Raw genomic sequence first — 22,886 nt, 5'->3', positions numbered from 1 at the left:
CCCCAGACCTGCCCCCGCCGGAACCTGCCCGCTCGTCGATGATTCATCGGGAAAAGGAGAGAGAAATGAGCGACAACAAGGAACTACGGGCGCCACAGGATTCCTCCCGCATCGCGATGGGCGAGGATTATGAAGTCGCCTATTGGAGCGACAAATTCGGGGTCAGCCGCGATCGGCTCCAGCAAGGCGTGGATGCCGTCGGCAACGGCGCCGATGCGGTGGAGGAATATCTGAAGCGCTGAGCCCCGGCCGCCCCGGTCGCCGCCCGGGCAATACGCAGCCTTGCGTATCGGAACGGGCAGCGGGATCGGCCTGATTGGCGGCGATGCCGCTATTTGCGCAACTCAGACTGGCGACGATCACTCCGATCACCGTGCTCGCCCATCTGCTCGGGCTGGCCCTGCTGATGCGGCTGGCGCGCGATCACCATCGTCGCGTGTCCGATCGCGACAGCCTGACGCGCGACGGATTCGGTGTCGCCGGCGCGGACGGCCGGCCGGCCGGAGGCGCGCAGGCCGGCGATGGCCAAGCCGTCTTCAGCCCGTGGCGCCGCCCATGCGGTGCGCTTCCGGCGATCCCTCGTCGAGGAAGACATATAAGGCGGCGATCCTGCCGTCGCGGACCAGTATGAAATCCCAGCCCGTGTAAGCGGGCGCGCCGCCGCGCGGCCCCGATCCCCAGCCGAGCCGGCCGGCATTGTGCAGGGTCTGCGGCTTGCCCGGCGTGTAGATGAAATCGCGATGCGTCGCGCGCAGCGCGCCGGCGAACTGGGCGATTGCGGCATGGCCGGCGATCGGCCCGGTCGGCGCATACAACACGCCGTCTTCGGCCCAGAGTTCGTCGATCGCGGCGTGCCGCCGCCCAGCGTCGGCCTCGCCAAACACTTCGTCGAGATTGCGAAGCAGCAGTTCGCGGACGCGCTCGGCGGGTTCCTTGCTCGATATCATGTCTTGCTCCTTCCACGAGCACGGTCCCCCGGGGGCTGGCGCCACCGGGGGATTGCAAGTGTCAGATCTGTGCCTGGCCGCCATCGACAAACAGCTCGACACCGTTGACGAAGCTGGCGTCATCGGAGGCGAGGAACAGCACCGCCTTGGCGATCTCCTCCGGCTGGCCGACGCGGCCGGCAGGGATCAGGCTCGCCAGATAGTCCTTAGTGCCTTCGGCCTGTGCGCCGCCGCCGAACAGCTCATTGAGGCCGGCGGTATCGGTGACGCCCGGACTGACCGCATTGACGCGGATATGGCGATCCTTGAGATCGAGGATCCAGTTGCGGGCAAAGTTGCGAATCGCCGCCTTGGTCGCGGAATAGACGCTGAACGCCGGCGTGCCCGAGATGCTGGTGGTCGAGCTGGTCAGGATCACCGACGCGCCATCTTTGAGGAGCGGCAGCGCCTTCTGCACGGTGAACAGCACGCCCTTCACGTTGGTCGCGAAGGTCTTCTCGTAATGTTCTTCCGAGATCGCGCCGAGAGGCGCCATCTCGCCACCGCCGGCATTGGCAAAGACCACGTCGATCTGGGCATGGCGTTGCTGGACCGCGTCATAGAGCCGGTCGATATCGGCGAGTTGCGCCATGTCCCCGCGCACGCCGGTCACCTGCCCGCCGATCGCCTTCACGGCGGCGTCAAGCGCGTCCTGACGGCGGCCGGTGACGAACACCGAGGCGCCTTCCGCGGAAAATGCCTTGGCCGTGGCCAGGCCGATGCCGCTCGTGCCGCCGGTCACCACCACTACCTTGTCCTGGAACCTGTTCGTCATCGTCTGTCTCCTTCCGGGGTTTCGGCAATTTGCCGTTGCCGCTCCCAAATGCGACGTGAACGATGATGCGTGTAGCCGGCAGATATGGCACTTAGCGTTCCATTGGAGGAACGATGATGCGCGTGGATCTCAACGACTATGCCTATTTCGCCGAGGTCGTCGCGCATGGCGGGTTCGCCGCGGCAGGGCGGGCGCTGCGCGAACCCAAATCGAAGCTCAGCCGCCGCATCGCTGGACTCGAGCAGCGGCTGGGCCTGCGCCTGATCGAGCGGTCGAGCCGTCGCTTCCGCGTGACCGATACCGGCCAGGCCTTTTACGAACGCTGCCGCGCTATCCTTGCCGAGGCGGAGCAGGCGGAAGCGCTGGTGATGCAGGCGCAAGCCGAGCCGCATGGGCGTATCCGGTTCAGCTGTCCCACCGGCATGCTCGAGCCGATGGCGGGGCTGATCTCGTCCTTCCTTTCGCGCTATCCCAAGGTCCGGCTTCAGCTGGTCGCGACCGATCGCCCGGTCGACCTGATCGCCGAACGCGTCGACCTGGCGCTGCGGGTCCGCGCCAGCCTTACCAGCGATGCCGCGCTGACGATGCGCACGCTCGGCAAGTCGACGCGCATCATCGTCGCCAGCCCGCAGCTTGCGAACCGGATCGAGACGGTCGAGCAGCTCGCGCAGGTGCCGGCACTCGCCACAGATGACGCGGCGGAGGATCTCGAATGGCATCTCGAGACCGAAGCTGGGCAGATCCAAGTGCTGCGCGTCGTCCCGCGCCTGGGCTGCGAGGACATGGCGAGCGTCCGCAACGCCGCGATCGAGGGATTGGGGGTCGCAATTCTGCCCGACCATGTCTGCCGCGAGGCGCTGAAAGCGGGCCGGCTGGTTCGCTTGTTGCCGGAGTGGCGCGGGGTACAGGGAATCGTGCACCTGGTGTTCACGACCCGGCGCGGACTGCCGCCGGCGGTCCGCGCGCTGATCGATCATCTCGCAGCCGGCTTCCCGCGGGAACCAGATCCCGGATCGCAGAAGCACATGGACGGGCGGACGTCGCCCTAGACAGCGCTGGGGGTAGGGCGAAAAAGCGCCTCTGCGCGCTTTGAAACAGGCGAATGATGGCCGCCGGTGGGCAAGGGACTTCTCGATGCGCTGTTCGACGGCTGGCAGGGCGTCAGATTTGACGCGTGAGCGCCGTTAACCGATCATTTCCGATCGCTTAAGAGGGAACGGCCGGTTGGCTCTTTCTGGAGCGCGCCTGATGCGGTGTCGCCCTCAATGGAAATCATGGCTGCGCACCTTGATGAGCTCCTCGGGATCGGTGCCGGTCGGAAAGGGCGGCGAATAGAGATCGCGCGGCCCCGGCCGCCATCCCACCTCGCCGCGGTCCGGTGCGCCGGCATGGGTCGCGCCGTCACCCCGCCCGAACGTCACCGGCATCTCCATGCGTCCGATCGAGCGCAACATGTCGTCGCGTGGTATCACGCGATCGACGATGACATGGATCACCGCCCCCTCCTTCTGGAGCCGACCGCGCAAGGACACCATCGACGCCGACATCACCACGCGGCGCTGCCTCTCGAAGCGGTCCGGCCAGAGGATGCCGTTGGCGACCCCGGTCTCATCCTCGATCGTGATGAAGAGAACGCCGCGCGCCGAGCCCGGGCGCTGGCGGACCAGAATCACGCCCGCGACCTCGACATGCCGCCCGTCCCGGATCGAGGCGAGATCGCCGCAGCGCACGACGCGCTCGGCGGCGAGCTGCTCGCGCAGGAAGGTGAGCGGATGCGCGCGCAGCGACAGCTGCAGGGTGCGATAATCCTCGACCACCTCGCGGCCGTCGCTCAAGGGCTGCAAGGTAACGCGCGGCTCCTGCCCCTCGGGCGAAAAACCGCACTCCCGCGCATCGGCCGCCGCGAACAAGGGCAAGGGCGCCTCGCCCAGCCCCTTGACCTTCCATAGCCCCTGGCGCCGGTCCTCGGCGATGCAGTGGAACGCGTCGGCCTCGGCGAGGCGCTCGATCGCGGCGCGCGGCACGCCGGCGCGGCGCCACACTTCCTCGACGCTTTCATAGGGCGCGTCGCCCCGAACCGCGGCGATCGCCGCGCCATGGACATTGGCGAGGGAGCGCACCTGGCGGAAGCCGAGCCGTACGGCGAGATGGCGCCCCGCCACGGACTTCCCGGACGGCTCGAGCGTACAGTCCCAATGGCTGTCATTGATCGAGACCGGCCGCACTTCGACGCCGTGCGCCTGCGCGTCGCGCACGATCTGCGCGGGCGCGTAGAAGCCCATCGGCTGGGCGTTGAGCAAGGCCGCGCAAAAGACATCGGGATGGTGATGCTTCACCCAGCAGGAGGCATAAGCGATCTTGGCGAAGCTCGCGGCATGGCTCTCGGGAAAGCCATAGCTGCCGAACCCCTCGATCTGCTTGAAGGTGCGTTCGGCGAAGTCCCTGGGATAGCCGCGCGCGACCATGCCACCGACCAGCTTGTCGTAGAAATGGCTGACCCCACCGGTGAGCTTGAAGGTCGCCATCGCGCGGCGGAGCTGGTCGGCCTCGGCCGGGGTAAAGCCGGCGCCGACGATCGCGACCTTCATCGCCTGCTCTTGGAAGAGCGGCACGCCCAAGGTCTTCTCGAGCACCGCGCGCAGCTCTGCCTTTGGATATTCCGGCTTCTCCTTGCCTTCGCGCCTGCGCAGATAGGGGTGGACCATGTCGCCCTGGATCGGTCCCGGGCGGACGATCGCGACCTCGATCACCAAGTCGTAGAATTTGGTGGGCTTCATCCGCGGCAGCATCGACATCTGCGCGCGCGATTCGATCTGGAAGACGCCGAGCGTGTCGGCCTTCTGGATCATCTTGTAGACCTCCGGATCGTCATCCTGGAGGTCGGCCATGCCGACACGCACGCCCTTATACTGCTCGAGCAGGTTGAAGGCGCGGTTCATGCAGCCGAGCATGCCCAGGCCCAGGACGTCGACCTTCATGAAGCGCAACGCATCGATGTCGTCCTTGTCCCATTCGATGATCTGGCGATCCTCCATCCGCGCGGGCTCGATCGGCACGAGATCGTCGAGCCGGTCCTGGGTCAGCACGAATCCACCGGGATGTTGCGACAGGTGCCGCGGCGTGCCGATCAGCTGGCGCGCGAGACGCAGCGTCAGCTTCAAGCGGTGGTCGCTCGAATTGAGGTTGAGGCTGGCGATCTGCTCGTCGCTGATCCCGTCCATCGACCAGCCCCAGACCAGGCCGGTCAGCATCTTGGTGAGATCGCGCGGCAACCCTAGCGCCTTGCCGGCCTCGGCGACCGCGCCGCGGGTACGGTAGCGCGTCACCACCGCGGTCAGTGCCGAGCGGTGACGGCCATAGGTCTCATAGATCCACTGGATGATCTCTTCGCGGCGCTCATGCTCGAAATCGACATCGATGTCGGGCGGCTCCTTGCGTTCGCCCGAGACGAACCGCTCGAACAGCAATTCGTGCTGGATCGGGTCGATCGAGGTGATGCCGAGCAGATAGCAGACGCAGCTGTTCGCCGCCGACCCGCGCCCCTGGCAGAGGATGCCGCGCCGGCGGCTCTCGTTCACAATCGAGCGGACGGTCAGGAAATAGGGCGCATAATCGAGCGCGCCGATCAGCTTCAGTTCGTGCGCAATCTGCTCGGCATAGGGTAGCGGCACGCCGTCGGGGAACTTCGCCGCGGCCGCTTCCTCGGTCAGGATGGCGAGCGCCTCCTGGGCGCTCCGCCCTGCCATCACCTGCTCATAGGGATATTGGTAGCGGATCTCGCCGAGATCGAAGGTGCAGGTCCGCGCGATGTCGGCGCTCGCCCGGACCGCCTCCGGAAAGGCTGAGAAGCGTCGCTCCATCTCCTGCGGCGATTTCAGGTGCCGGTCCATGAAGCGTTCGCGGGCATAGCCCAGCGCATCGACGGTGGTGCCGAGCCGGATTGCCGTCACCAAGTCCTGGAGCGGGCGCGCCTCGGGACTGTGGTACAAGACGTCGCCGGTCGCGACCGGCCGCACGCCTCGTGCCCGCGCCATCCCGTCGAGCGCGTGCAGCCGCTCGAGATCATCGGGCCTCCGACGAAACGACAGAGCGCAATAAGCGCGCGCGCCGAACGAGGCGGCGAGATCCGTCAGATGGCTTGCGCAGGTTTGGTCGGCCTGATCGGGCACCAGGATCGCGACCAGCCCCTCGGCGTGCGCCGCGACATCGGCCCAGTCGAGGATGCAGCAACCCTTGCCGCCCCGCGCCTTGCCGATCGAGAGCAGGCGCGTGAGCCGCGACCAAGCCGGCCGGTCGGTCGGATAGAGCAGCATGGCGCGGCCATCGCTCAGGTCTATCCGCGCGCCCGGGATCATCCGCACGCCCGTCGCCTTTTGCCCGTCCCAGCCCCGGACCACGCCGGCGACGCTGCTGTGGTCGGTCAGGCCGAGCGCAGCGTGGCCGAGCAGCCTGGCGGCAGCGAACAGGTCCTCGGGCGCACTCACGCCGCGGAGAAACGAGAAATGACTCGTGACCTGGAGCTCCACATAGATCGGCGGAGGGGTCGGTGCCGCGACCGCCATCAGCCGAAGAAGCCGTGCAGGTGCCAGCTCAGGTCGCCGGTCTCCGGGACGACGCCATCGCCGCGGCGAAACAGCCAGAAACGCTGGCCGTCCTCGACCTCGACCCGGAAATAATCCCTGACCGCCCAGAGCTCTCTGTCGGTACGCCACCATTCGCCGTGGATGCGCTCCGGTCCGTCGCCGGCGACGACGCGATAGGCGCGCCCGCGCCACGTGAAACGGCGGGGCGGATGGTCGGGAAGCAGCGCCACGACATGGCTGAGCATCTCCGGACGGCGCAGGATCCTGACCGGCCGCTTCCATGCCGGCCACCCTGCAGTTTCGGCGAGAGGCCCCAGCCGGCGGACGGCGCGCTCGGGCACGTCGCTCGGCTCGAGCCCGACCCGGAAGACCGCGGCTTCGCCGGCACGGCCGACCAGCTGGTCGATCGCAGGCGCAAGATCGGGCGCGGCCTCGTCGCTCGCCAGCAACGGCTCGAAGGCGAGCGCCCCGAGCGGTTCGCTGTGCGGGACGGTCAGGCGCATCGCCTCGATGCCGAGCCCGGGCTCGAGCCGGCCGAGCTTCAGGCCGAGCATGCGGACGAGATGCTTGGGATCGCGGGTGGCGCGCGCCGCGCCGATCGCGAGATGCTGTTCGCCGCCGTCGACGCGCCCGGCGGTGAGCAGCGCCGCGCGTACGCCAAGCCCGCGCTTGCAGAGCAGCTGGACCAGGTCGTCGACCAGGTCCGCGACCACCTGGGTGATCGCCTCGGGCGTCCCGATCGGCTCAAGCAGATGCCGCGCAACGGACGGCGCCTCGAACGGAATCACAGACACGATCGGCTCGGCGGCGCGGCCGAGCGCCTGGTCGAGGCGCTGGACCGCGGCGAGGCCGAGCCGGCGCGCGAGCGGTCCGCGTGGCATGGGATAGAGGTCGCCGACGCGCTCGAGCCCGAACCGCGCGGCGGCGGCGAGCGCTTGTGGCTCGAGCCTCAGCGCCGCGATCGGCAGCGCGGCGAGCGCGGCCGCTTCGCCGCCCGGCGCCAAGATAGCGATCTCCTCGCCGCCATGGCGGGCGAGCGCATGCGCCGCGCCCGGCGTGCCTGCGACGGCGATGCGTCCAGTGAAGCCGAGTCGTCCGAGAAAGCCGAGCGCGCGCCGGCAAAATCGTACCTCGCCGCCGAACAAATGGCTGGTGCCGGTCAGGTTGAGCCAGAGCCCGTCCGGCCCCGAGGAGCACGCGATCGGCGTCCACCGGCCGACGGCATGGAGCGCCAGCCGCTCGAGCCAGTCGCGATCGCCGTCCGGATCGGCGTCGCGCACCTCGAGATCGCCGACCAGCGCCCGCGCATGCGCCGCCGCCATGCCGGGCACGAGGTCGAGCGACAGCGCCACCGGGCAGGCGGCAGTCACCACCTCGCGCTGGCCGACTCGCTCGACCAGCACGGTGGGGCGTCTCGATGACAGGAAAGCGGGCGCCGGCGCGGGCATGGCCTCGCGGGGCAAGGTCCGGGCGGCAACGGGCGCGCCTTCGTCCGCGGGCATTGCGCGAAACGGATGCGCCACTGGCTCAGAGCGCCGCCCGAGCATGCGCATCGGCGGGCGCTGATGGGCAGGCAGCGCCGCAATTCGCGCCGCTTCCGCTTCCCGCCCGGCCGGAGCGTGCTGGGCCCAGCGCGCGCCGGGACGCCAGCCGCCGCCGCGCGGGGCCGAACAGGCTCCCGGGTCGTCGTCGATGCTCGGCGGCAGGATCGGTGCGGGGGACCAGGGCCGCTCAGGCGGCGCGGCGTTCCGCTCCAGCCGCCGCAGCCGCTCGATCGCGAGCTGGGGCAGGTAGAGCGAGGCGACCCTTGCCATCGCAGGCCTCGACTATGAGAGAAAAGGGGTTGCCGCCACGCTGGCGGGCAAGCTCGACATTCCAGCAGCCGCGCCCGACGCCGGGATGCGCCAGCGGCACCGACGGCGCGCAGCCTATGCGCCAGCGCGTGCAGGCGGCCGAAGGCGCCTCGAGGGGATCGCGCGACGCGCGTGCCCAGCGCCTGAGCAGCAGCATCGGCGTGCGCCCGTCCGCTGCGGCAAGCTGGAGGCGGCGAGTCGCGGTCTGGTCGGCTGCCTTCACTTCAGCGACCACCGCCGCGAAGCTGCCGTCACGCAGGCAGTCCTCAGCGAGCGCCAGCGCGGCCACATCGTCCCGGGCCTCGCAATAGAGAAGCTTTCCGGGGGGCAGCCCTGCCTGCTCCAGTCCCGGCGCGTAGAGATCGAACCGGGTCAGCGCCCATGCTACAGTCGCGTGGGACCCGGCCGCGAACCGCGCCGCCGCGCCTGCCGCGAACAGGGTCGCAGCGGCATCGTCGCCGAGGGTCGGCGAAGTGGCAGCGACCTCGTGCAGGCCGCCGCCGTCCAGCCCCCCGGGCGCCAGCCGGCCGTCAAGCGCTTCGATTCCGAACGGCAGCAAGGGCGCGCAGCTCGCCACCGGCGCGGCGATCTGCGCCTTGAGCTCGGCGAGCATATGCGCACGGTCGGATGCAAGGACGGCTTCGGCAGGCATAAGGGAACAACGACTCACTTGTTCCCATTATGTTCCCCACAAGTCCGTGTCGCGTCAAGCGATGCTACAGACGCTGCGGATATTGCTGTGGACTTCCAGCCCCATTCCGACGTGATGCGGTCCGCCCCTTCGACCGCTGTCGGCATAGGGCAGGTCTTACGCAACCAAGCGAAACTGGTTGAAGCTGGCGCTCCGACGCAGTCCGTCCCGGAAAGGGAGTATGGCTGTCGTGCGAGCCGCGCACTGCTCTCCATACGGACAGTTCGATAACCCAAGCGACCATCACACCATCGGGCGGTGGCGTTGCGGCTTGCGTGCAGCAAGCACCGTACCGTCAGGTTTACGGCATCTGGCCATGCACACGCCGCCTCGGCAGCGAGAAATTGCTTACCTCGATGAACACCTTTTTTTGTGGTTGCACATAATCTTAAGGGAAGGACCTTCTATAAGGCCAGGATGCCTGAGAAGGCGCCGGGGGGTTTCACATGGGTTGGTGTCTGGAGAAGGTGCAGTCGGCCTTCGGTCGGATCTTGGCTGCTAGCTTGAGTGCAGCAGATTGCAGCGACGTGGCAGGACAGCAGCGCACGCCCGCGCGGCATTCCTGGTCCGCTCGATGGCAATTACGCGTGGCGCTTGCGGGAGGGCTGTTTGTCCTCGCGCCGGCCCAGGCGATGGCGGCATCGGCAGGCTGCACTGCCATCAACACTTTCAGCGGCACCTTCACGGTCGATTCGAGCGGGAACGGCACCGACAAGTTCACCGATCCGGGCACGCAGGTGCTCGCGAATGGCGAAACGATAAACTATTCCTGGTCGGGCAACACCAAGGGTGCGTACGTCTACGTCATCTATACGCAGAACGGCGGTACCACCGTCGCGCCGAACACGCTTCCGCAATCGACGGCAGTGAGCGGAAGCGGCTCGTTCACCTTCACCGGCACCATCCCCGGCGACTATCTGCAGATGGGCCTGTCGAACTACCCGCCCTATGATTCCAATCCCATTCCCAACCCGTCGGCCAATGGCAGCAGCGTCCAGATCACGGTGAGCTGTTCGGCAAGCACTACGCTGGGGGTGACGATGGCGCACAGCGGCAACGCCGTGCAGGGTGGTTCGCTCGCCTACACGATTACGCCGAGCATTTCCGGTGGTGCGACCAGCACGGCGACTCTCACCGCCGCATTCACGCTGCCCAGCGGGATGACCTATGTCAGCGCGTCCGGCACGGGCTGGACCTGCAGCGGGTCGGGCCAGTCGGGCTCGTGCACGCGCAACACCAGCTTTGCGGCAGGATCCGGCCCGCCGATCACGTTGAACACCAGTTTCGCCAGCAATGCGTCGAGCCCGCTCACGCCATCGACTCAATTGTCCGGCGGCGGCGCATCGAACACCGCCACGGCGTCCGATTCGACCTCCGTCATCGCCACTCCCAGGGTAAATGCGATCGCCCCCACGTCCGGGCCCAGTTCGGGTGGGACCAGCGTCACCATCACCGGCACGGGCCTGAGCGGCACCACCTCCGTGGTCTTCGGGGGAACGGCCGCATCGGGCTTCACCATCAACAGTAACACGCAGGTCACCGCGACGGCGCCGGCCGGCACCGGCACGGTCGACGTGCGGGTAACCACCGCCGGCGGCACCAGCGCGACCAGCGCGGCCGATCAGTTCGTTTACAGCGATCCGCCTGCGACGCCGGTGGTGACGACGCCCGCCAACGGCGCGACGGTCGGATCGAACACGCCAACCTATTCAGGCTCGTCCGATGCAAACGTGACGATTACGGTTCTGATCGACGGCGTTTCGATTGGTACGACCACTGCCACTGGCAGCGGCACCTGGAGCAAGGTTCAGCCGACCGCGCTCGCCGCTGGCTCGCATACTGTCCGGGCATTCGCCACCAACGGCCAGAGCCAGAACAGCGGCAATTCGCCGACGAACACGTTCACCTACACGCCCCGGCCGGTCGCGAACAACTACACGCTGACGACTGGCATCACCTACAACGCAGGCGCCGATACCCCGACTGCGTTCAGCATCGCGGGCCAGGTGTCGAACAGCCCCACCAGCTATGCCGTGGGATCCCCAACGACCGCCAATCTGGGCACGGTGTCGGTCAATAACACCGGTGTCGTCACCTATACTGCGGCGCGCGGGTTCCGTGGCACCGACAGCTTCACCTATACCGCGAGCAACGCCGGCGGCACCTCCAATGTCGCAACGGTGACCATCACGGTGAACAATCCGAGCCTGTCCGGCACTCTGTCGGGCAGCGGCACGCGCGGCGCCACATTGTCGAACGTCCGAGTGATTCCGTCGGGCGGCACACAGCCATACAGCTGCAGTACGACGCTTGCTTCGGGCGCGCTGCCCGCGGGCACCCAGCTCAACGCCGACTGCTCGATCACGGGCACGCCCACGGCGAGCGGCACGTTCACCTTCACCGCGAACCTTACCGACAGCTCGGCGCCCGCGTTCACGCAGGCGACCGGTACGCTGACGCTCGTGGTCTCGGCGCCGTCGCTGACGCTCACCCCCGCGGCGGGCGCGCTGCCCGGCGCGACCGCCGGCACCGCTTATTCGCAGACCTTTGTCGCAGGCGGCGGGGTGTCCCCCTATAGCTATGCGGTGTTCGGCGGCGCGCTGCCCCCCGGCATCACGCTCTCCGGCGGCACGATCAGCGGCACGCCTACCGCCGTGGGTAGCTACACTTTCTCCATCCGCGCGACAGACAGTTCCAGCGCCGGCAGCGGCGGACCGTATTCGGTCGCCAACAGCTATTCGATCCTAGTCGCGGCGCCGGCGATCACGCTGAGCCCGGCAACACTGCCAGCCGGCGCCGTGGGTACGCCCTACACGCCGATGCTATCGGCAACCGGGGGTAACGGCACCTATACCTATACCGCCACGGGCACCTTGCCGCCCGGTATCACGCTTGGCGCCAACGGTGCTTTCAGCGGCACGCCGACCACCGGGGGAACGTTCAATTTCACGGTGACCGCTGCCGACAGCGGCACCACCGGACCTGCTGCGCCTTATGGCGGAAGCCGAGCGTACACGGTGACGATCGGCGCCCCGACGATCACCGTTTCGCCGGCGTCGCTGAGCGCTGCGGGCGTCGGGCAGCCTTACAGCGCCGCCTTCAGCGCGGCCGGCGGCACGGCGGGCTACAACTTCGCGACCGCCGGTCCGTTGCCGGCCGGGTTGACGCTGGCGGCGAACGGCACGCTCTCGGGCACGCCGACGCAGGGCGGCTCGTTCACCTTTACGGTGGTTGCGACCGACAGCTCGTCTGGCACCCAGTACACCGGATCGAGGAGCTACACGCTGAGCATCGCTGCGCCTTCGATCGTCGTGGCGCCGACATCGCTCACCAATCCTGTCGCGGGCCAACCCTATAGCGCGACCGTCACTGCTTCTGGCGGCACTGGAGCCTATACCTTCACCACGCCGGGTGGTGGGTTGCCGCCGGGGTTGAGCCTGGCCAGCGACGGCACGATTTCGGGAACGCCAACCGGCGGCGGCACCTTTACGTTCACCGTGATTGCCACCGACAGCTCGACGGGCACGCAATATACCGGCAGCCGGTCCTACAGCGTTAATGTTGCGCCGGCGACAGTGGTGTTGAACCCAGCTACGCTGCCGAACAATGCGGCGGGCACGCCGTACAGCCAGACGCTCTCCGCGTCGGGCGGTAACGGGACCTATAGTTTCGCGGTCACCGCCGGCGCCTTGCCGCCCGGCTGGTCGCTGTCGCCTGCCGGTGTCCTCTCGGGCAGGACCACGGTGGCGAATGTCAGCTACACCTTCACCGTCACCGCTACCGATCAGTCGGTTGGGACGCCATATAGCGGCACCCGCAGCTACACAGTGAACGTGAGCTCGCCCAACTTCACGTTGACCGCGCCAACGCTGGGCGCGACCATGGGCATTCCGTATTCTGGGAATTTCGTCGCCGGAGGCGGCACTGCGCCGTATACCTATACCAGGGCTGCGGGCACAATTCCGCCGGGCTTGACGTTCGCATCGGACGGCTCGCTATCGGGCACGCCGACCACGAACGGCACGTTCAGCTTCACCGTCATCGCCCGCGACAGCACCACGGGGCCAGGGTCGCCGTTCGGCGTCGGGAGTGGCTATACCTTCACGGTCGCCGCGCCATCGGCACCAGTCGCCGGCACGGTGAACGCGACAATAGCCTATGAGTCTTCGAACAACGCCATTCCGCTGGCGTTGTCGGGGGGCGCCGCGACCAGCGTAGCGGTTGCGACTCCCCCGGGTCATGGCACGGCCGCGGTTTCCGGAACGGCGATCACCTATACGCCAGCCGCCGGCTATTTCGGAGCCGACAGCTTCACCTACACTGCGACAAACGCGGGCGGCACCTCGGCACCCGCTATCGTCAGCATCACCGTGACTGCGCCGGCTGCACCGGTAGCTGCGGACCTGAACGGCGTGAGCGTCCCTTACGGCAGCACGAGCAACGCGATCGATCTGTCCACCTCGATCACAGGCGTGCGTTCCAGCATCGCGGCTGCAAGCACACCTGCGCACGGCACGGTGAGCGTCAGCGGTGAGGTTGTGACGTACACGCCTGTCGCCAGCTATTTCGGGCCCGACAGTTTTACCTACACCGCGACGGGTCCCGGCGGCACTTCGACCCCGGCGACTGTCAGCCTCACCGTCACGACGCCGGCCGCGCCGACCGCCGCAAACGCCAGCGCCAATGTGCCCTTTGATACGGGTATTGCGATCGATCTGTCCGGCTCCATCACCGGCATTCGCTCCAGCATCGCGGTCGCGAGCGCGCCTGCCCACGGGACGACAAGCGTTGCAACTGACGTGATCACCTACACGCCGACTGCCGGCTATTACGGCGCGGACAGCTTCACCTACACGGCGACCGGCCCGGGCGGCACATCGGCGACCGCGACGGTCAGCCTGACGGTGGCGGCGCCAGCCGCACCGACGGCGGCAGGCATCACCGGGGTGGCTGTGCCCTATGACAGCGCCGGCACCGCGATTGACGTGAGCAGCTCGGTCAGTGGCGTCTACACCAGCGTGTCCGTGGCAAGCGCCCCGGCGCACGGCACCACCAGCGTGAGCGGCAACGTTATCACCTACAAGCCGACGGGCGGCTATTATGGTGCGGACAGCTTCACCTATACCGTTACCGGTCCGGGAGGCCCCTCGGCACCTGCGACGATCAACGTCCAAGTCGAGACGCCTGCGGTACCTACGGTCGCCAACGTCTCGAATGTGGCAGTTCCCTACAACAGCGCGGGGACTGCGATCGACCTGAGCAGCTCGGTCAACGGCGTTCACACCAGCACGTCGATTGCCGGAAGTCCGGCACATGGCACCGTGACTGTGGCCGGCGACGTAGTGACCTATGTGCCCATTGCCGGCTATTTCGGCCCTGACAGCTTCACTTACACCGCGACCGGCCCCGGCGGCACGTCGGCTCCGGCAAGCGTGACGCTCCAGGTCGAAGTACCGGCCGCACCGGCAGCGTCGAGCGTTTCGAACGTGGCGGTGACCTATAACAGCACGGGGACTGGGATCGATCTGGCCAGCTCGATCAGCGGCGTCCACACGAGCATTGCAATCGCAACCAGCCCGGCGCGCGGCACCGTGACGGCTTCCGGGGACGTCGTGACCTACATCCCGGCCGCGGGGTATTTCGGGATCGACAGCTTCACCTACACCGCGACGGGCCCCGGCGGCACCTCTACCCCGGCGACGGTCACGCTGCAGGTGGCCGCGCCGCCTGCGCCGACTGCGGCCAGTCGCAATGACGTCGCCGTGCCATATAATAGCGCCGGGGCGACGATCGATGTCGCAAGCGACATCGCGGGTGTCTTCACCAACATTGCGATCACGACGGGGTCGGCCAACGGCACCGCCTCGATTTCGGGCACCGTGATCACCTATATTCCGAACACTGATTATTTTGGTGCAGACAGCCTCACTTACACTGTTACCGGGCCGGGCGGCTCGTCCACCGCCACAATTAGGCTGAACGTGGCGACGCCGCCGGTGCCCACCGCGGACAATGGTTCGGCCAGCGTCGCCGGCTCTGGATCGACCACGAGTGCGCAGAGCGTCGATATCGACCTCTCCGCGTTGGTAGACGGCGACTATGACCGGATCGAAATTCGGAGCCAGCCGGCGCACGGAAGCGTGTCTCTGCGCAGTCCTGTTGCGCGGGCTCGGGGGATTGGGACGCTCGCCGCGCCGCGCGTGACCGCGACGTACACGCCCACCCCGGGTTTCACCGGCACCGACAGCTTCACTTTCGTGGCAGTCGGGCCCGGCGGGACTTCGGCTCCTGCCGCGGTTAGCGTCGAAGTGGTGGGCAAGGTGCCGGTCGCGTTGCCGAAGACCGCGCAGGTCGGCGACGGTCAGACAGTCTCGGTGATGCTCACCGAAGGTGCCAGCGAGGGGCCATTCACCGCAGCAACCATCGTCAGTGTCACGCCTGCTGAGCAGGCGACTGCAGCGATTGTCGCAAGCGGGAGCGGCGCTTCGCAGGCCTATCGTCTCGATATCAGCCCGGCGGCGCGGTTCAGCGGCAATGTCGTGGTGATCTATACGCTGGCGAATGCATACGGGACGTCCGCGCCATCTACTGTCACCGTGACCGTCACCGCGCGGCCCGATCCGTCGGCCGATGCCGACGTCCGCGCGATCAGCGATGCCCAGGCGGAGACGACGCGGCGCTTCGCCCGCAGCCAGGTCGACAACTTCATGCGGCGCGCCGAGCAATTGCATGGTCGGGGCGATGGCAGCGCAGGTGCGCGGATGGGCGTGACGCTCAATGCCCGCGATAGCCAAGGCATGGTCCGCCCGAACCCGGGGTCCGACGCCTGGGCGCTCGATATCACCGAGCGCATGCGACCCTCGGCTGAAGATCCTGCGCTGGGTCGGATCGCCTCGGGCCGCTTCGGCACGCGGGCAAACCCCGCTGGACAGCTTGGCGCTTCCCGCGCAGCCGCCGAGATGAGTGCGGTTGACCGTAATTCGGCGCGCAAGGCGTCGGGCACGGCAAGCGAAGTCCAGCCGCTTGTCCAGGACAACGAGCGTAGCGACGGAACGCGTCGGAAGGGCTCCATCGCCATTTGGACCGGCGGTTCCATCGACATCGGCACGCAGGATGCAACCACGGATCGCTCGAAGATAACGGCGACCAGCTCGGGGCTGAGCGCTGGTGCCGACGTCAAGCTGGCAGAGGGCATCACCCTCGGCCTCGGCGGCGGCTATGGCAACGATCTTACTCGTATCGCCGGCGGTGCCGCGCGGGTTCGGTCCGACACCAGCTTGATTGCAGCATATGCAAGCGTGACGCCGGTGGACGGCCTGTTCTTCGACGGCATGATCGGCCGCGGCGACCTCAGCTTCACCACCCGCCGCGCCGTTGCCGAGGTCAATGCGACCGCACTTGGCAGCCGTGACGGCAACTACACGCTGGGCGCGCTGGCATTTGGCATCGACCGCCAGGCCGATGGCTTCAGCTGGTCGCTCTACGGGCGTGGCGAAGTGCTCGATGCGACGCTCGGTGCGTACGTCGAACGCGGCGCCAGCCGTTTTGATCTGCGCTTTGACGAGCGCAGTCTCAGCTCGGTTACCGGAACGCTTGGCGCGCGCCTGGAGCTGCGGCAGAAATATGGGTTCGGAACCGTGACGCCCCGTATCCGCGGCGAGTGGAATCACGAGTTCGCCGATGCCGATGCACAGCGGCTCGATTATGCCGATATCGCTGGCGCCGCGTTCTACGGCATCGACACGCACGGGTGGACACGCGAGCAGTTCCAGCTTGGTATCGGTAGCCGTCTTGTACTGCCAAGTCTGTGGACGTTCGACTTCGAGACCGCCTTCCGCGGCGCGGCAAGCCAACGTTCGGCCACGCTGCGCCTGCAGCTCTCGAAGGAGTTTTGACGTGGCGACGCTGAGATATTTGCGCCGCGATCTGAGCGCCGAGGAACCGTGGATTGCGGCGCAGTTGGGAGGCTTGAGCGCTGATTCTACGTTGAGCTGATTGAGTGATCCTGAAACCCCTACGCTCGCGGTGCACCGCGCTCACAACTAGCGTCGGCTATTAGGGGCGCATTGCCGACCGGCGGCTCGCGCAGAAAGCGACCCTTTGGCTTCTAGGACGGCACCGGGGTGGCAGCTTTATATCGTGAGCGTTCAATGCGAACGCTCTGGCATGTCACTTGGGGCGGAGCCAGTGTGTGGTCGACCATCGTATGCCGCGGGTCGTCACTGTCAAATTCCCAGTTCTTGCGCCCCAGCCGACCACCGCGCTGGAGGCGCATCGCACAGCGCAGGCCGGCTTGGTATCGAGGAAGTCCCCGGCGAAATGATAGCGGCGACGAAGGCTCGAGGCTCGCTGGCGCAAAACATAATTCAGCATCTGCTTGACTTGAAATTTTGCCGCGACATCGAACGTGAAGACGTTCTGGACCTACACCGCGATCGCCAGTTAGAGATCGAGCTCGCCATTGCGGAGCTTCCGGTCACGCTCTGTCAATTCAACATCGTCGGCTGGAAATATCGTCGCCATGCCGTCTTTGGCGGCCCTTTCCTGGATCTTCTCGACGAAGGCGTGCAGCTCGTCATAATAGAGCTGAAAGGCGGCGGCATAGTCGGCGCCATGCCGTTCGAGGGCTTCGGCAATGCGTCCCGCGCCAATGATCGCCATCGAGCCACCCATGCCTGCGACTGGCGATACGCAGTAGCCCGCGTCCCCCACGAGGACGACCCGCCCCTTGGACCAGCACGGCATGCGAATCTGATTGATCCTGTCGAAATAGAAATCGTCGTCGGTTCCCACGTACTTCAAGGCAGTCGGGACCTTCCAGCCAAGCCCATCGAAATGGGCATGGATCATCGCGCGCTGCTGCGCGCGGTCGCGATAATCATAGTCGATTTCACCTTCGGTGCGAAAAGCGAGGCCGATGTCCGTCCGGTCGTCATAGCCGTTTAGCATCGCGGTCCGGCCCGGGACGCTGAACACCTCGGAGACGTTGGGCGCCAATAAGCCCGTCACGGGCACGACCTTCAAATAGACATAGCCACCCATGAAATAGGTGAATTGCTCCCCATCGCCGAACACCAGCCTCCGGGTATTCGAGCGATTCCCGTCGCACCCGAACACCAGCGCAAAAGTTCGCCGCGTTCCGTCGTCCAGCGTGACTGTGACGCCGTCCGGTTGGTCATCGAGGTGTTTGATCGAGCGGCCGAACAGCATTTCGACCGATCCAGCAATCCCGGAGAAAAGGATATTCAGCAGGTCGTCGCGGTGTACCTCAAATCGGGTGCGAGATGACGCTTCCGCGGCCGCGTCGACCGCGAAACCGCCGAGCGTACGATCGTCGGCCCCCTTGAACGTGAACGCGCGCGGAGGAAGTGCCTTCGCCCGAACGGACTCTAGCATGCCCATGCGCTCCAGAATGGCGATGGTCTCGCCTTCGATGTCGACCGGCGTCCCGCCCCGGCGGAGTTCGTTTGCAACCTCGACGATCGTGACCTGATAGCCCAGCCGGTCCAGCCAGAAAGCAGTGACCAGACCTGCAAAGCTTGCGCCACTGACGAGCACGGGAGGGCCGGACGGCGGGGTGGGATTGCGGACGGGCGCAAGTGCGTTGATCATAGGGGAATCCACTTGAGAGACGGACATTGATCTATATTCGGTACCAATATATACTCCGTATATATAGAGACAAGGTTTGATGGACGACAAGGACAACCGCCGGACCCGGAAGCGCCTCGCCACTCGCCAGCGCATTTCGGACACGGCGACTCGCATGTTTCTGGAAAGAGGCTTTGACGCCGTGACGATCGACGAGATCGCGGCGGCCGCGGATGTCGGGCGCATGACGGTCTTCAATCATTTCCCGCGCAAGGAGGATATGTTCTTCGACCGCGAGGAAGAGATTCAGGCATTGGCCTTTGATGCCATTCGCGAACGGGGAGCCGGCGTCTCGCCGATTGAAGCGACTCGGAGACTAGCGCATGACCTCGTAGCACGGGATCACGAATTCGTGATGCTGTCCGAAGACACGAGCTGGTTCATCAGGACGGCGATGGCCAGCGCAGCGCTCAAGGCGCGCGCACGGGAGATGCGGGACGATTTTACCCGCGCGTTGGCATTGGTGCTGGCCGATACCGGCAACCAGGCTGCCGGCGATCCCAATGCCCATCTTGCAGCGGGCCTGATCGTAGCGACTTGGAACGTCGCCTTCAGCGAGGCGCAGAATCTCTTTGATCGCACGCGCGATACGCGCAACGCGAGGCGCTGCTTCCTTGCGGTCGTCGACCGTGGGACTACGGGCGCAGCCGCAGCGCTTGCAAATACCGCTTATGTTTGATTCTGATGAGCCTCGCGATCGGGAGCCTGCGGGTCAGCTGACGCCCCGATTGCCGACGTCCCGGCTCTCCTGAGCGAGCCTTTGAAGCTGAGCGGCGAGCAACGGCCAATATTCGCCGGCGCCACAATCCCGAAGCTCGAGCAAAGGCGGCGCGTCAGGCCGCCGGCTGCGAGTCCTCTGCCTCAAGCCCTTCGACATTGGCTAGGACGCGTTGGAGGAGCGACACCAGCGCCGCGACTTCGTCTGACGACAGGCCCCTGGTCATGTCAGCATTGCCTTGGCGCAGGACCGCGCGGCCGGCGGCCAGGCGATCCCGCGCCTGCGCAGTCAGCGACACCAGGCTGGCGCGGCGGTCGCGCGGATCGGGGCGGCGCTCGATCATGCCTTCCCGCTCCATGCGCGCGAGCATCTGCGCCATGCTGGGCTGTTCGACCTTGGCGCAGCGTGCGAGCTCGGTCTGGGACATCGCCTCACCGTCCTTGAGAGCCGCAAGCACCGGCAGCTGCGCCGTCGCGAAGCCGAGCGGGCGCAGCCTGGCGTCGCCTATGCGCGTGAGCGCGCGCGCGATGCGGCTGAAATAATGGCCCGGATGGCGCAACGGATCCCAATCGTCATCAGCCATTGCATAGGTACCTATGTTTATATAAGATAGGCCCCTATGTATCGGGAGATCGACATGACGGCAATGACGCGGATCGCAATCATCGGCGGCGGCCCTGGCGGGCTGATGCTGGCGCGGCTGCTGCAGCTGCAAGGACTCTCGCCAACGGTGTTCGAGCGCGACGGCCATGCCGGCGAGCGGCCGCAGGGCGGATCGCTGGACCTGCACGACGAGACCGGCCAGCGGGCCATGCGGCTGGCGGCGCTGGAAGCCGAGTTCGCCGCGGCGGCGCGGCCGGAAGACCAGGGCGACCGGCTCTACGATGCGAGCGGCACGCTGCTTTTCGATCGGGACGGCGAGGGCGACGACCGTCCCGAAATCGATCGCTCGGCGCTGCGCGACATCTTGCTCGCGTCGCTAGCGCCGGACACGGTGCGATGGGGCAGCCGGGTGGCGGCGATCGAGCCCGACGGCAGCGGTTATCGGGTCGCGGGGGAGCGGTTCGACATCGTTGTGGGCGCCGACGGCGCCTGGTCGCGGGTGCGGCCGCTGCTGAGCGACGCCCAGCCGCTCTACGAAGGCGTCGCCTTTGCCGAGCTGAGCTTCGAGGCCGCCAGGCATCCCATGGTCGCGGCGTTGACCGGCCGGGGCAAGATGTTCGCGGTTGGCGAGAACCGGGCGCTGATCACCCAGCTTAACGGGCATGGGCACATCCGCGGCTATGCGGGACTGCGCGCTCCGGAGGCTGTGGCGCAGCATTGGGCCAGCCTGGGCCCGGAGCCATTGCAGGCGGCGCTACTCGAGGCGTTCGAAGGCTGGGCGCCGGCGCTGCTTCGGGTGATCGAGACGGGGACGATCATCGGGTCACGGCCGCTCTACGCGCTGCCGATTGGGCACTGCTGGACGAGCCGGCCGGGCGTGACGCTGATCGGGGATGCCGCGCACCTGATGTCGCCCTTCGCCGGTGAAGGCGTGAACTTGGCGCTAGCCGATGCCGCGGACCTGGCGGAGGCGCTTGCCTCGGGCGGGGGTTGGGCGGCGGTCGCGGCCCATGAAGCTGCGATGGCGGCGCGGGCGGCGGTGGCGGCAGAAGGATCTGCCGCGGGGCTGCGCGCGGTGTTCTCGGCGGCGGGCGTTGGCCCGGTGCTCGACCACTATCGCGAGCGGCTGGGCGCCGACGTGTGACGCTGCGCACCGGTTTGTTGGGAGCACGTCTGCTGGGTGAAAGCGGGATGGCAGCTTCTGCTCCCGCTGGCCAGAGCGGAATGGCTGGCAACCACCCGCTCCCGCCGTCGGTGGGTCCGGCCGGAGCGGTCCGACGCGGATGACGAGATCCGGGTGGGAAGCGGACGTTGCGATCTGCCTTTCAGAACCAAAGATCGCGCACTGTTTTCCCGTCGGATGGAAGATCATCAAATGTATCAAAGCCGTCAAAGTGGTCGATCGGCAGGTGTCCAACATCATCCACGGAAGCCAGGCGCACGTTGACGGCCATGCGCCGGCGGCCATCCTCCTCTAGCCGCAGGCCCCTCCAAGCGAGCACGCCAGCGCAGGCCGCGCAAAAAACGATCTCGAGCGCGGGATCGGCCTTGCCCGGCCGGCGAAAACTGGCGGTGGCGCCGGAGAGGGCTATACGCTCGCCCTCGAAATCGTACGCCCAGAGGGCACCGTAACGGTGACAAAGCGTACAATTGCAAGCCGTTACAGGTCCAGGATCACCCGCGAGGGTCCACTCTGCTGCCCCACAATGGCAGGTTCCCCGTAGCATACACCGCTCCTTACCACACGGGTGGACTTTCACGCCGCCATGACTGTTCCGCAAGAGAATGTTCGCATGACGCAATTCTTCTGGCGGAATGGTCGCGTGCGAGCTCGCCACCCATCGGGTCAGAAGCGAAGTCCAAGGCCGAGGACAGCTTGGTGCCGGATGTAGCTGCTGCCTTCATAGTTTGAGTAGCGGTATTCCACTTTTAGCGAGAGTTGATCGCTCAGACGCTGCTCGACGCCCGCGCCTACCCGGAAGCCGTTGACTTCGTATGCGCCGATCGCGGTAACGGTGGGAGTCGCGGCGCTTGGTCGGGCGTAGTTCACCCTTGCATTGGTGAAGCCGCCCTTCGCGTACAACAGGGTCGATGTCCCCATGTTCGCGCCGACGCGCGCGCCGGCGTAGAGGTCACGGCCAGGTTTGAAACAACGCTGGCCCTGGCCACCATTCGGCAGCCCGATCGTGTCGCAATGGTCGCCGCTCGTCCCGGCAGCCTCGGCCTCGAGGCCGAGGACCATGGAGCCCCGCTGCCAATTATACCCCAGCTGGACGCCGTAGACGGGCGTCGCCTCGTAGTCGTCGGCCCACTGCTCGGCGCCGACCCCGCCGACCAGCGTGACGTTACCGCCGGCGAATGAGGCGTCCGCCTCATCTTGGGCCAGCACGGGCGCGCTGTTCAAAGCGGACAACACAAAGGCTGCGGCGAAAAGTCGCATTCAGAAATCTCCATTATTGAGCATGCGCGGCCGCGAGTGACGGTCACGGTTGGTGGTTCAGGACGACGCAACTGGCCGTGCGCCGTTTCTCGAAAGTCGTTGCTTCATCTCCCGCCCGGAAGACGTGCTCGCCGCGCACAACCTCAGTCCATTGGTTGGATTTTTTACAGGCGCCTCGAAGCCCAGATTAAAAAGGTGCGCGGCGGCACCGGCGTGTACTGGCGCGCCTTGCGGGCGGAATAGGGATTTCCGAACGCGAGTGTATCGGCACGGGTGTCGAGCAAGTTATCGATCTCGAGCCCCAGCGTCAGCGGACCTCGGGCACCGCTGAGCCGGAGCCGGCCGAGCAGGCGACCAGGGATCCGGCGATCGATGTCCGAATCCAGGTGGAGCCGCGAAGGGCCAATGAATTGGGCAGAGAGCATCGGGGTTATCCGCCAGGCCGCGAGATCCGCGGAGCGGCTGAGGGACACACGCCCCTCGACGTCCGCGATCGCAGGGAGCCGGCGGGCCGGCGATAAAGGTAAGCCCGCGACATCAGATTTGAGCCGGGGGGCTTGCCAGGTCCCTCCCGCCTCCACCCCCC

The 22,886-nt window shown here is 66.7% G+C and carries 16 protein-coding genes; 5 read left to right on the top strand and 11 right to left on the bottom strand.

Translation table 11 applies throughout. The features are described 5' to 3' along the window. On the top strand, positions 1-242 hold a 242-nt coding region (locus AC3WJI_RS19340), incomplete at its 5' end, for a DUF3606 domain-containing protein (RefSeq protein WP_492758930.1). A gap of 89 nt (positions 243-331) precedes the next feature. Here the strand turns inward: AC3WJI_RS19340 and AC3WJI_RS19335 are convergent. The 3 genes from AC3WJI_RS19335 to AC3WJI_RS19325 all read right to left on the bottom strand — a co-directional run bounded on the left by AC3WJI_RS19335 (position 332) and on the right by AC3WJI_RS19325 (position 1,761). Continuing rightward, positions 332-529: a hypothetical protein gene (locus AC3WJI_RS19335; protein ID WP_492758929.1), complete on the bottom strand. Its 198-nt coding sequence runs from the start codon at positions 527-529 to the stop codon at positions 332-334. 7 nt (positions 530-536) lie between these two features. Then, positions 537-947, bottom strand: a complete 411-nt coding sequence (locus tag AC3WJI_RS19330; RefSeq protein WP_492758928.1) for a nuclear transport factor 2 family protein — start codon at positions 945-947, stop codon at positions 537-539. 61 nt (positions 948-1,008) lie between these two features. Further along, the gene (locus AC3WJI_RS19325) at positions 1,009-1,761 is read right to left on the bottom strand and encodes an SDR family NAD(P)-dependent oxidoreductase (RefSeq protein WP_492758927.1); all 753 of its coding nucleotides are present in this window, start codon (positions 1,759-1,761) and stop codon (positions 1,009-1,011) included. Between the two features lie 113 nt (positions 1,762-1,874). Here AC3WJI_RS19325 and AC3WJI_RS19320 point away from each other — a divergent pair, with 113 nt between their 5' ends. Further along, positions 1,875-2,810: a LysR family transcriptional regulator gene (locus AC3WJI_RS19320; protein ID WP_492758926.1), complete on the top strand. Its 936-nt coding sequence runs from the start codon at positions 1,875-1,877 to the stop codon at positions 2,808-2,810. Between the two features lie 213 nt (positions 2,811-3,023). Here the strand turns inward: AC3WJI_RS19320 and AC3WJI_RS19315 are convergent, their stop codons facing one another. The 3 genes from AC3WJI_RS19315 to AC3WJI_RS19305 are packed head-to-tail and all read right to left on the bottom strand — an operon-like array spanning position 3,024 to position 8,810. Beyond that, the gene (locus AC3WJI_RS19315) at positions 3,024-6,323 is read right to left on the bottom strand and encodes an error-prone DNA polymerase (RefSeq protein WP_492758925.1); all 3,300 of its coding nucleotides are present in this window, start codon (positions 6,321-6,323) and stop codon (positions 3,024-3,026) included. Then, positions 6,323-8,158, bottom strand: coding sequence for a DUF6504 family protein (locus tag AC3WJI_RS19310; RefSeq protein WP_492758924.1), 1,836 nt, complete (start codon positions 8,156-8,158; stop codon positions 6,323-6,325). The genes AC3WJI_RS19315 and AC3WJI_RS19310 overlap by 1 nt, the downstream gene beginning before the upstream one ends. Next, the gene (locus tag AC3WJI_RS19305; protein WP_492758923.1) at positions 8,076-8,810 is read right to left on the bottom strand and encodes an ImuA family protein; all 735 of its coding nucleotides are present in this window, start codon (positions 8,808-8,810) and stop codon (positions 8,076-8,078) included. Before AC3WJI_RS19305 ends, AC3WJI_RS19310 begins: the two co-directional genes overlap by 83 nt. A 710-nt stretch (positions 8,811-9,520) precedes the next feature. On the opposite strand from AC3WJI_RS19305, the gene AC3WJI_RS19300 reads away from it, so the two are divergent. Next, entirely contained in the window at positions 9,521-16,783 is a 7,263-nt protein-coding gene (locus AC3WJI_RS19300; protein ID WP_492758922.1) for an Ig-like domain-containing protein, read from the top strand. A gap of 547 nt (positions 16,784-17,330) precedes the next feature. On the opposite strand, the gene AC3WJI_RS19295 is transcribed toward AC3WJI_RS19300, so the two are convergent. Beyond that, on the bottom strand, positions 17,331-18,500 hold the full coding sequence (locus AC3WJI_RS19295) for an FAD-dependent monooxygenase (protein WP_492758921.1): 1,170 nt from the start codon (positions 18,498-18,500) through the stop codon (positions 17,331-17,333). Between the two features lie 79 nt (positions 18,501-18,579). Between AC3WJI_RS19295 and AC3WJI_RS19290 the strand changes: the two genes are divergently transcribed. Further along, positions 18,580-19,218 (top strand): TetR/AcrR family transcriptional regulator, encoded by a 639-nt coding sequence (locus tag AC3WJI_RS19290; RefSeq protein ID WP_492758920.1) that lies wholly within the window; start codon positions 18,580-18,582, stop codon positions 19,216-19,218. 154 nt (positions 19,219-19,372) lie between these two features. Here AC3WJI_RS19290 and AC3WJI_RS19285 read toward each other — a convergent pair whose 3' ends face one another. Then, positions 19,373-19,840, bottom strand: coding sequence for a MarR family winged helix-turn-helix transcriptional regulator (locus AC3WJI_RS19285; protein ID WP_492758919.1), 468 nt, complete (start codon positions 19,838-19,840; stop codon positions 19,373-19,375). Between the two features lie 36 nt (positions 19,841-19,876). Here AC3WJI_RS19285 and AC3WJI_RS19280 point away from each other — a divergent pair, with 36 nt between their 5' ends. Further along, positions 19,877-21,004 carry an FAD-dependent oxidoreductase gene (locus AC3WJI_RS19280; protein ID WP_492758918.1) on the top strand — a complete coding sequence of 376 codons (1,128 nt, stop codon included), beginning with the start codon at positions 19,877-19,879 and terminating at the stop codon, positions 21,002-21,004. A gap of 181 nt (positions 21,005-21,185) precedes the next feature. Here AC3WJI_RS19280 and AC3WJI_RS19275 read toward each other — a convergent pair whose 3' ends face one another. The 3 genes from AC3WJI_RS19275 to AC3WJI_RS19265 form a co-directional block, all read right to left on the bottom strand. Continuing rightward, positions 21,186-21,587: a GFA family protein gene (locus tag AC3WJI_RS19275; protein ID WP_492758917.1), complete on the bottom strand. Its 402-nt coding sequence runs from the start codon at positions 21,585-21,587 to the stop codon at positions 21,186-21,188. Between the two features lie 119 nt (positions 21,588-21,706). Then, a complete protein-coding gene (locus AC3WJI_RS19270) occupies positions 21,707-22,300 on the bottom strand; it encodes an outer membrane protein (protein ID WP_492758916.1) in 594 nt (197 codons plus the stop codon). Positions 22,301-22,464: 164 nt separating this feature from the next. Next, the coding region (locus AC3WJI_RS19265; RefSeq protein WP_492758915.1) for a TonB-dependent receptor at positions 22,465-22,886 on the bottom strand (422 nt) is incomplete at its 5' end.

The sequence above is a fragment of the Sphingomonas sp. FW306-1B-B10E genome (assembly GCF_058782005.1).
This window is presented reverse-complemented; position numbering and strand designations above follow the sequence as displayed.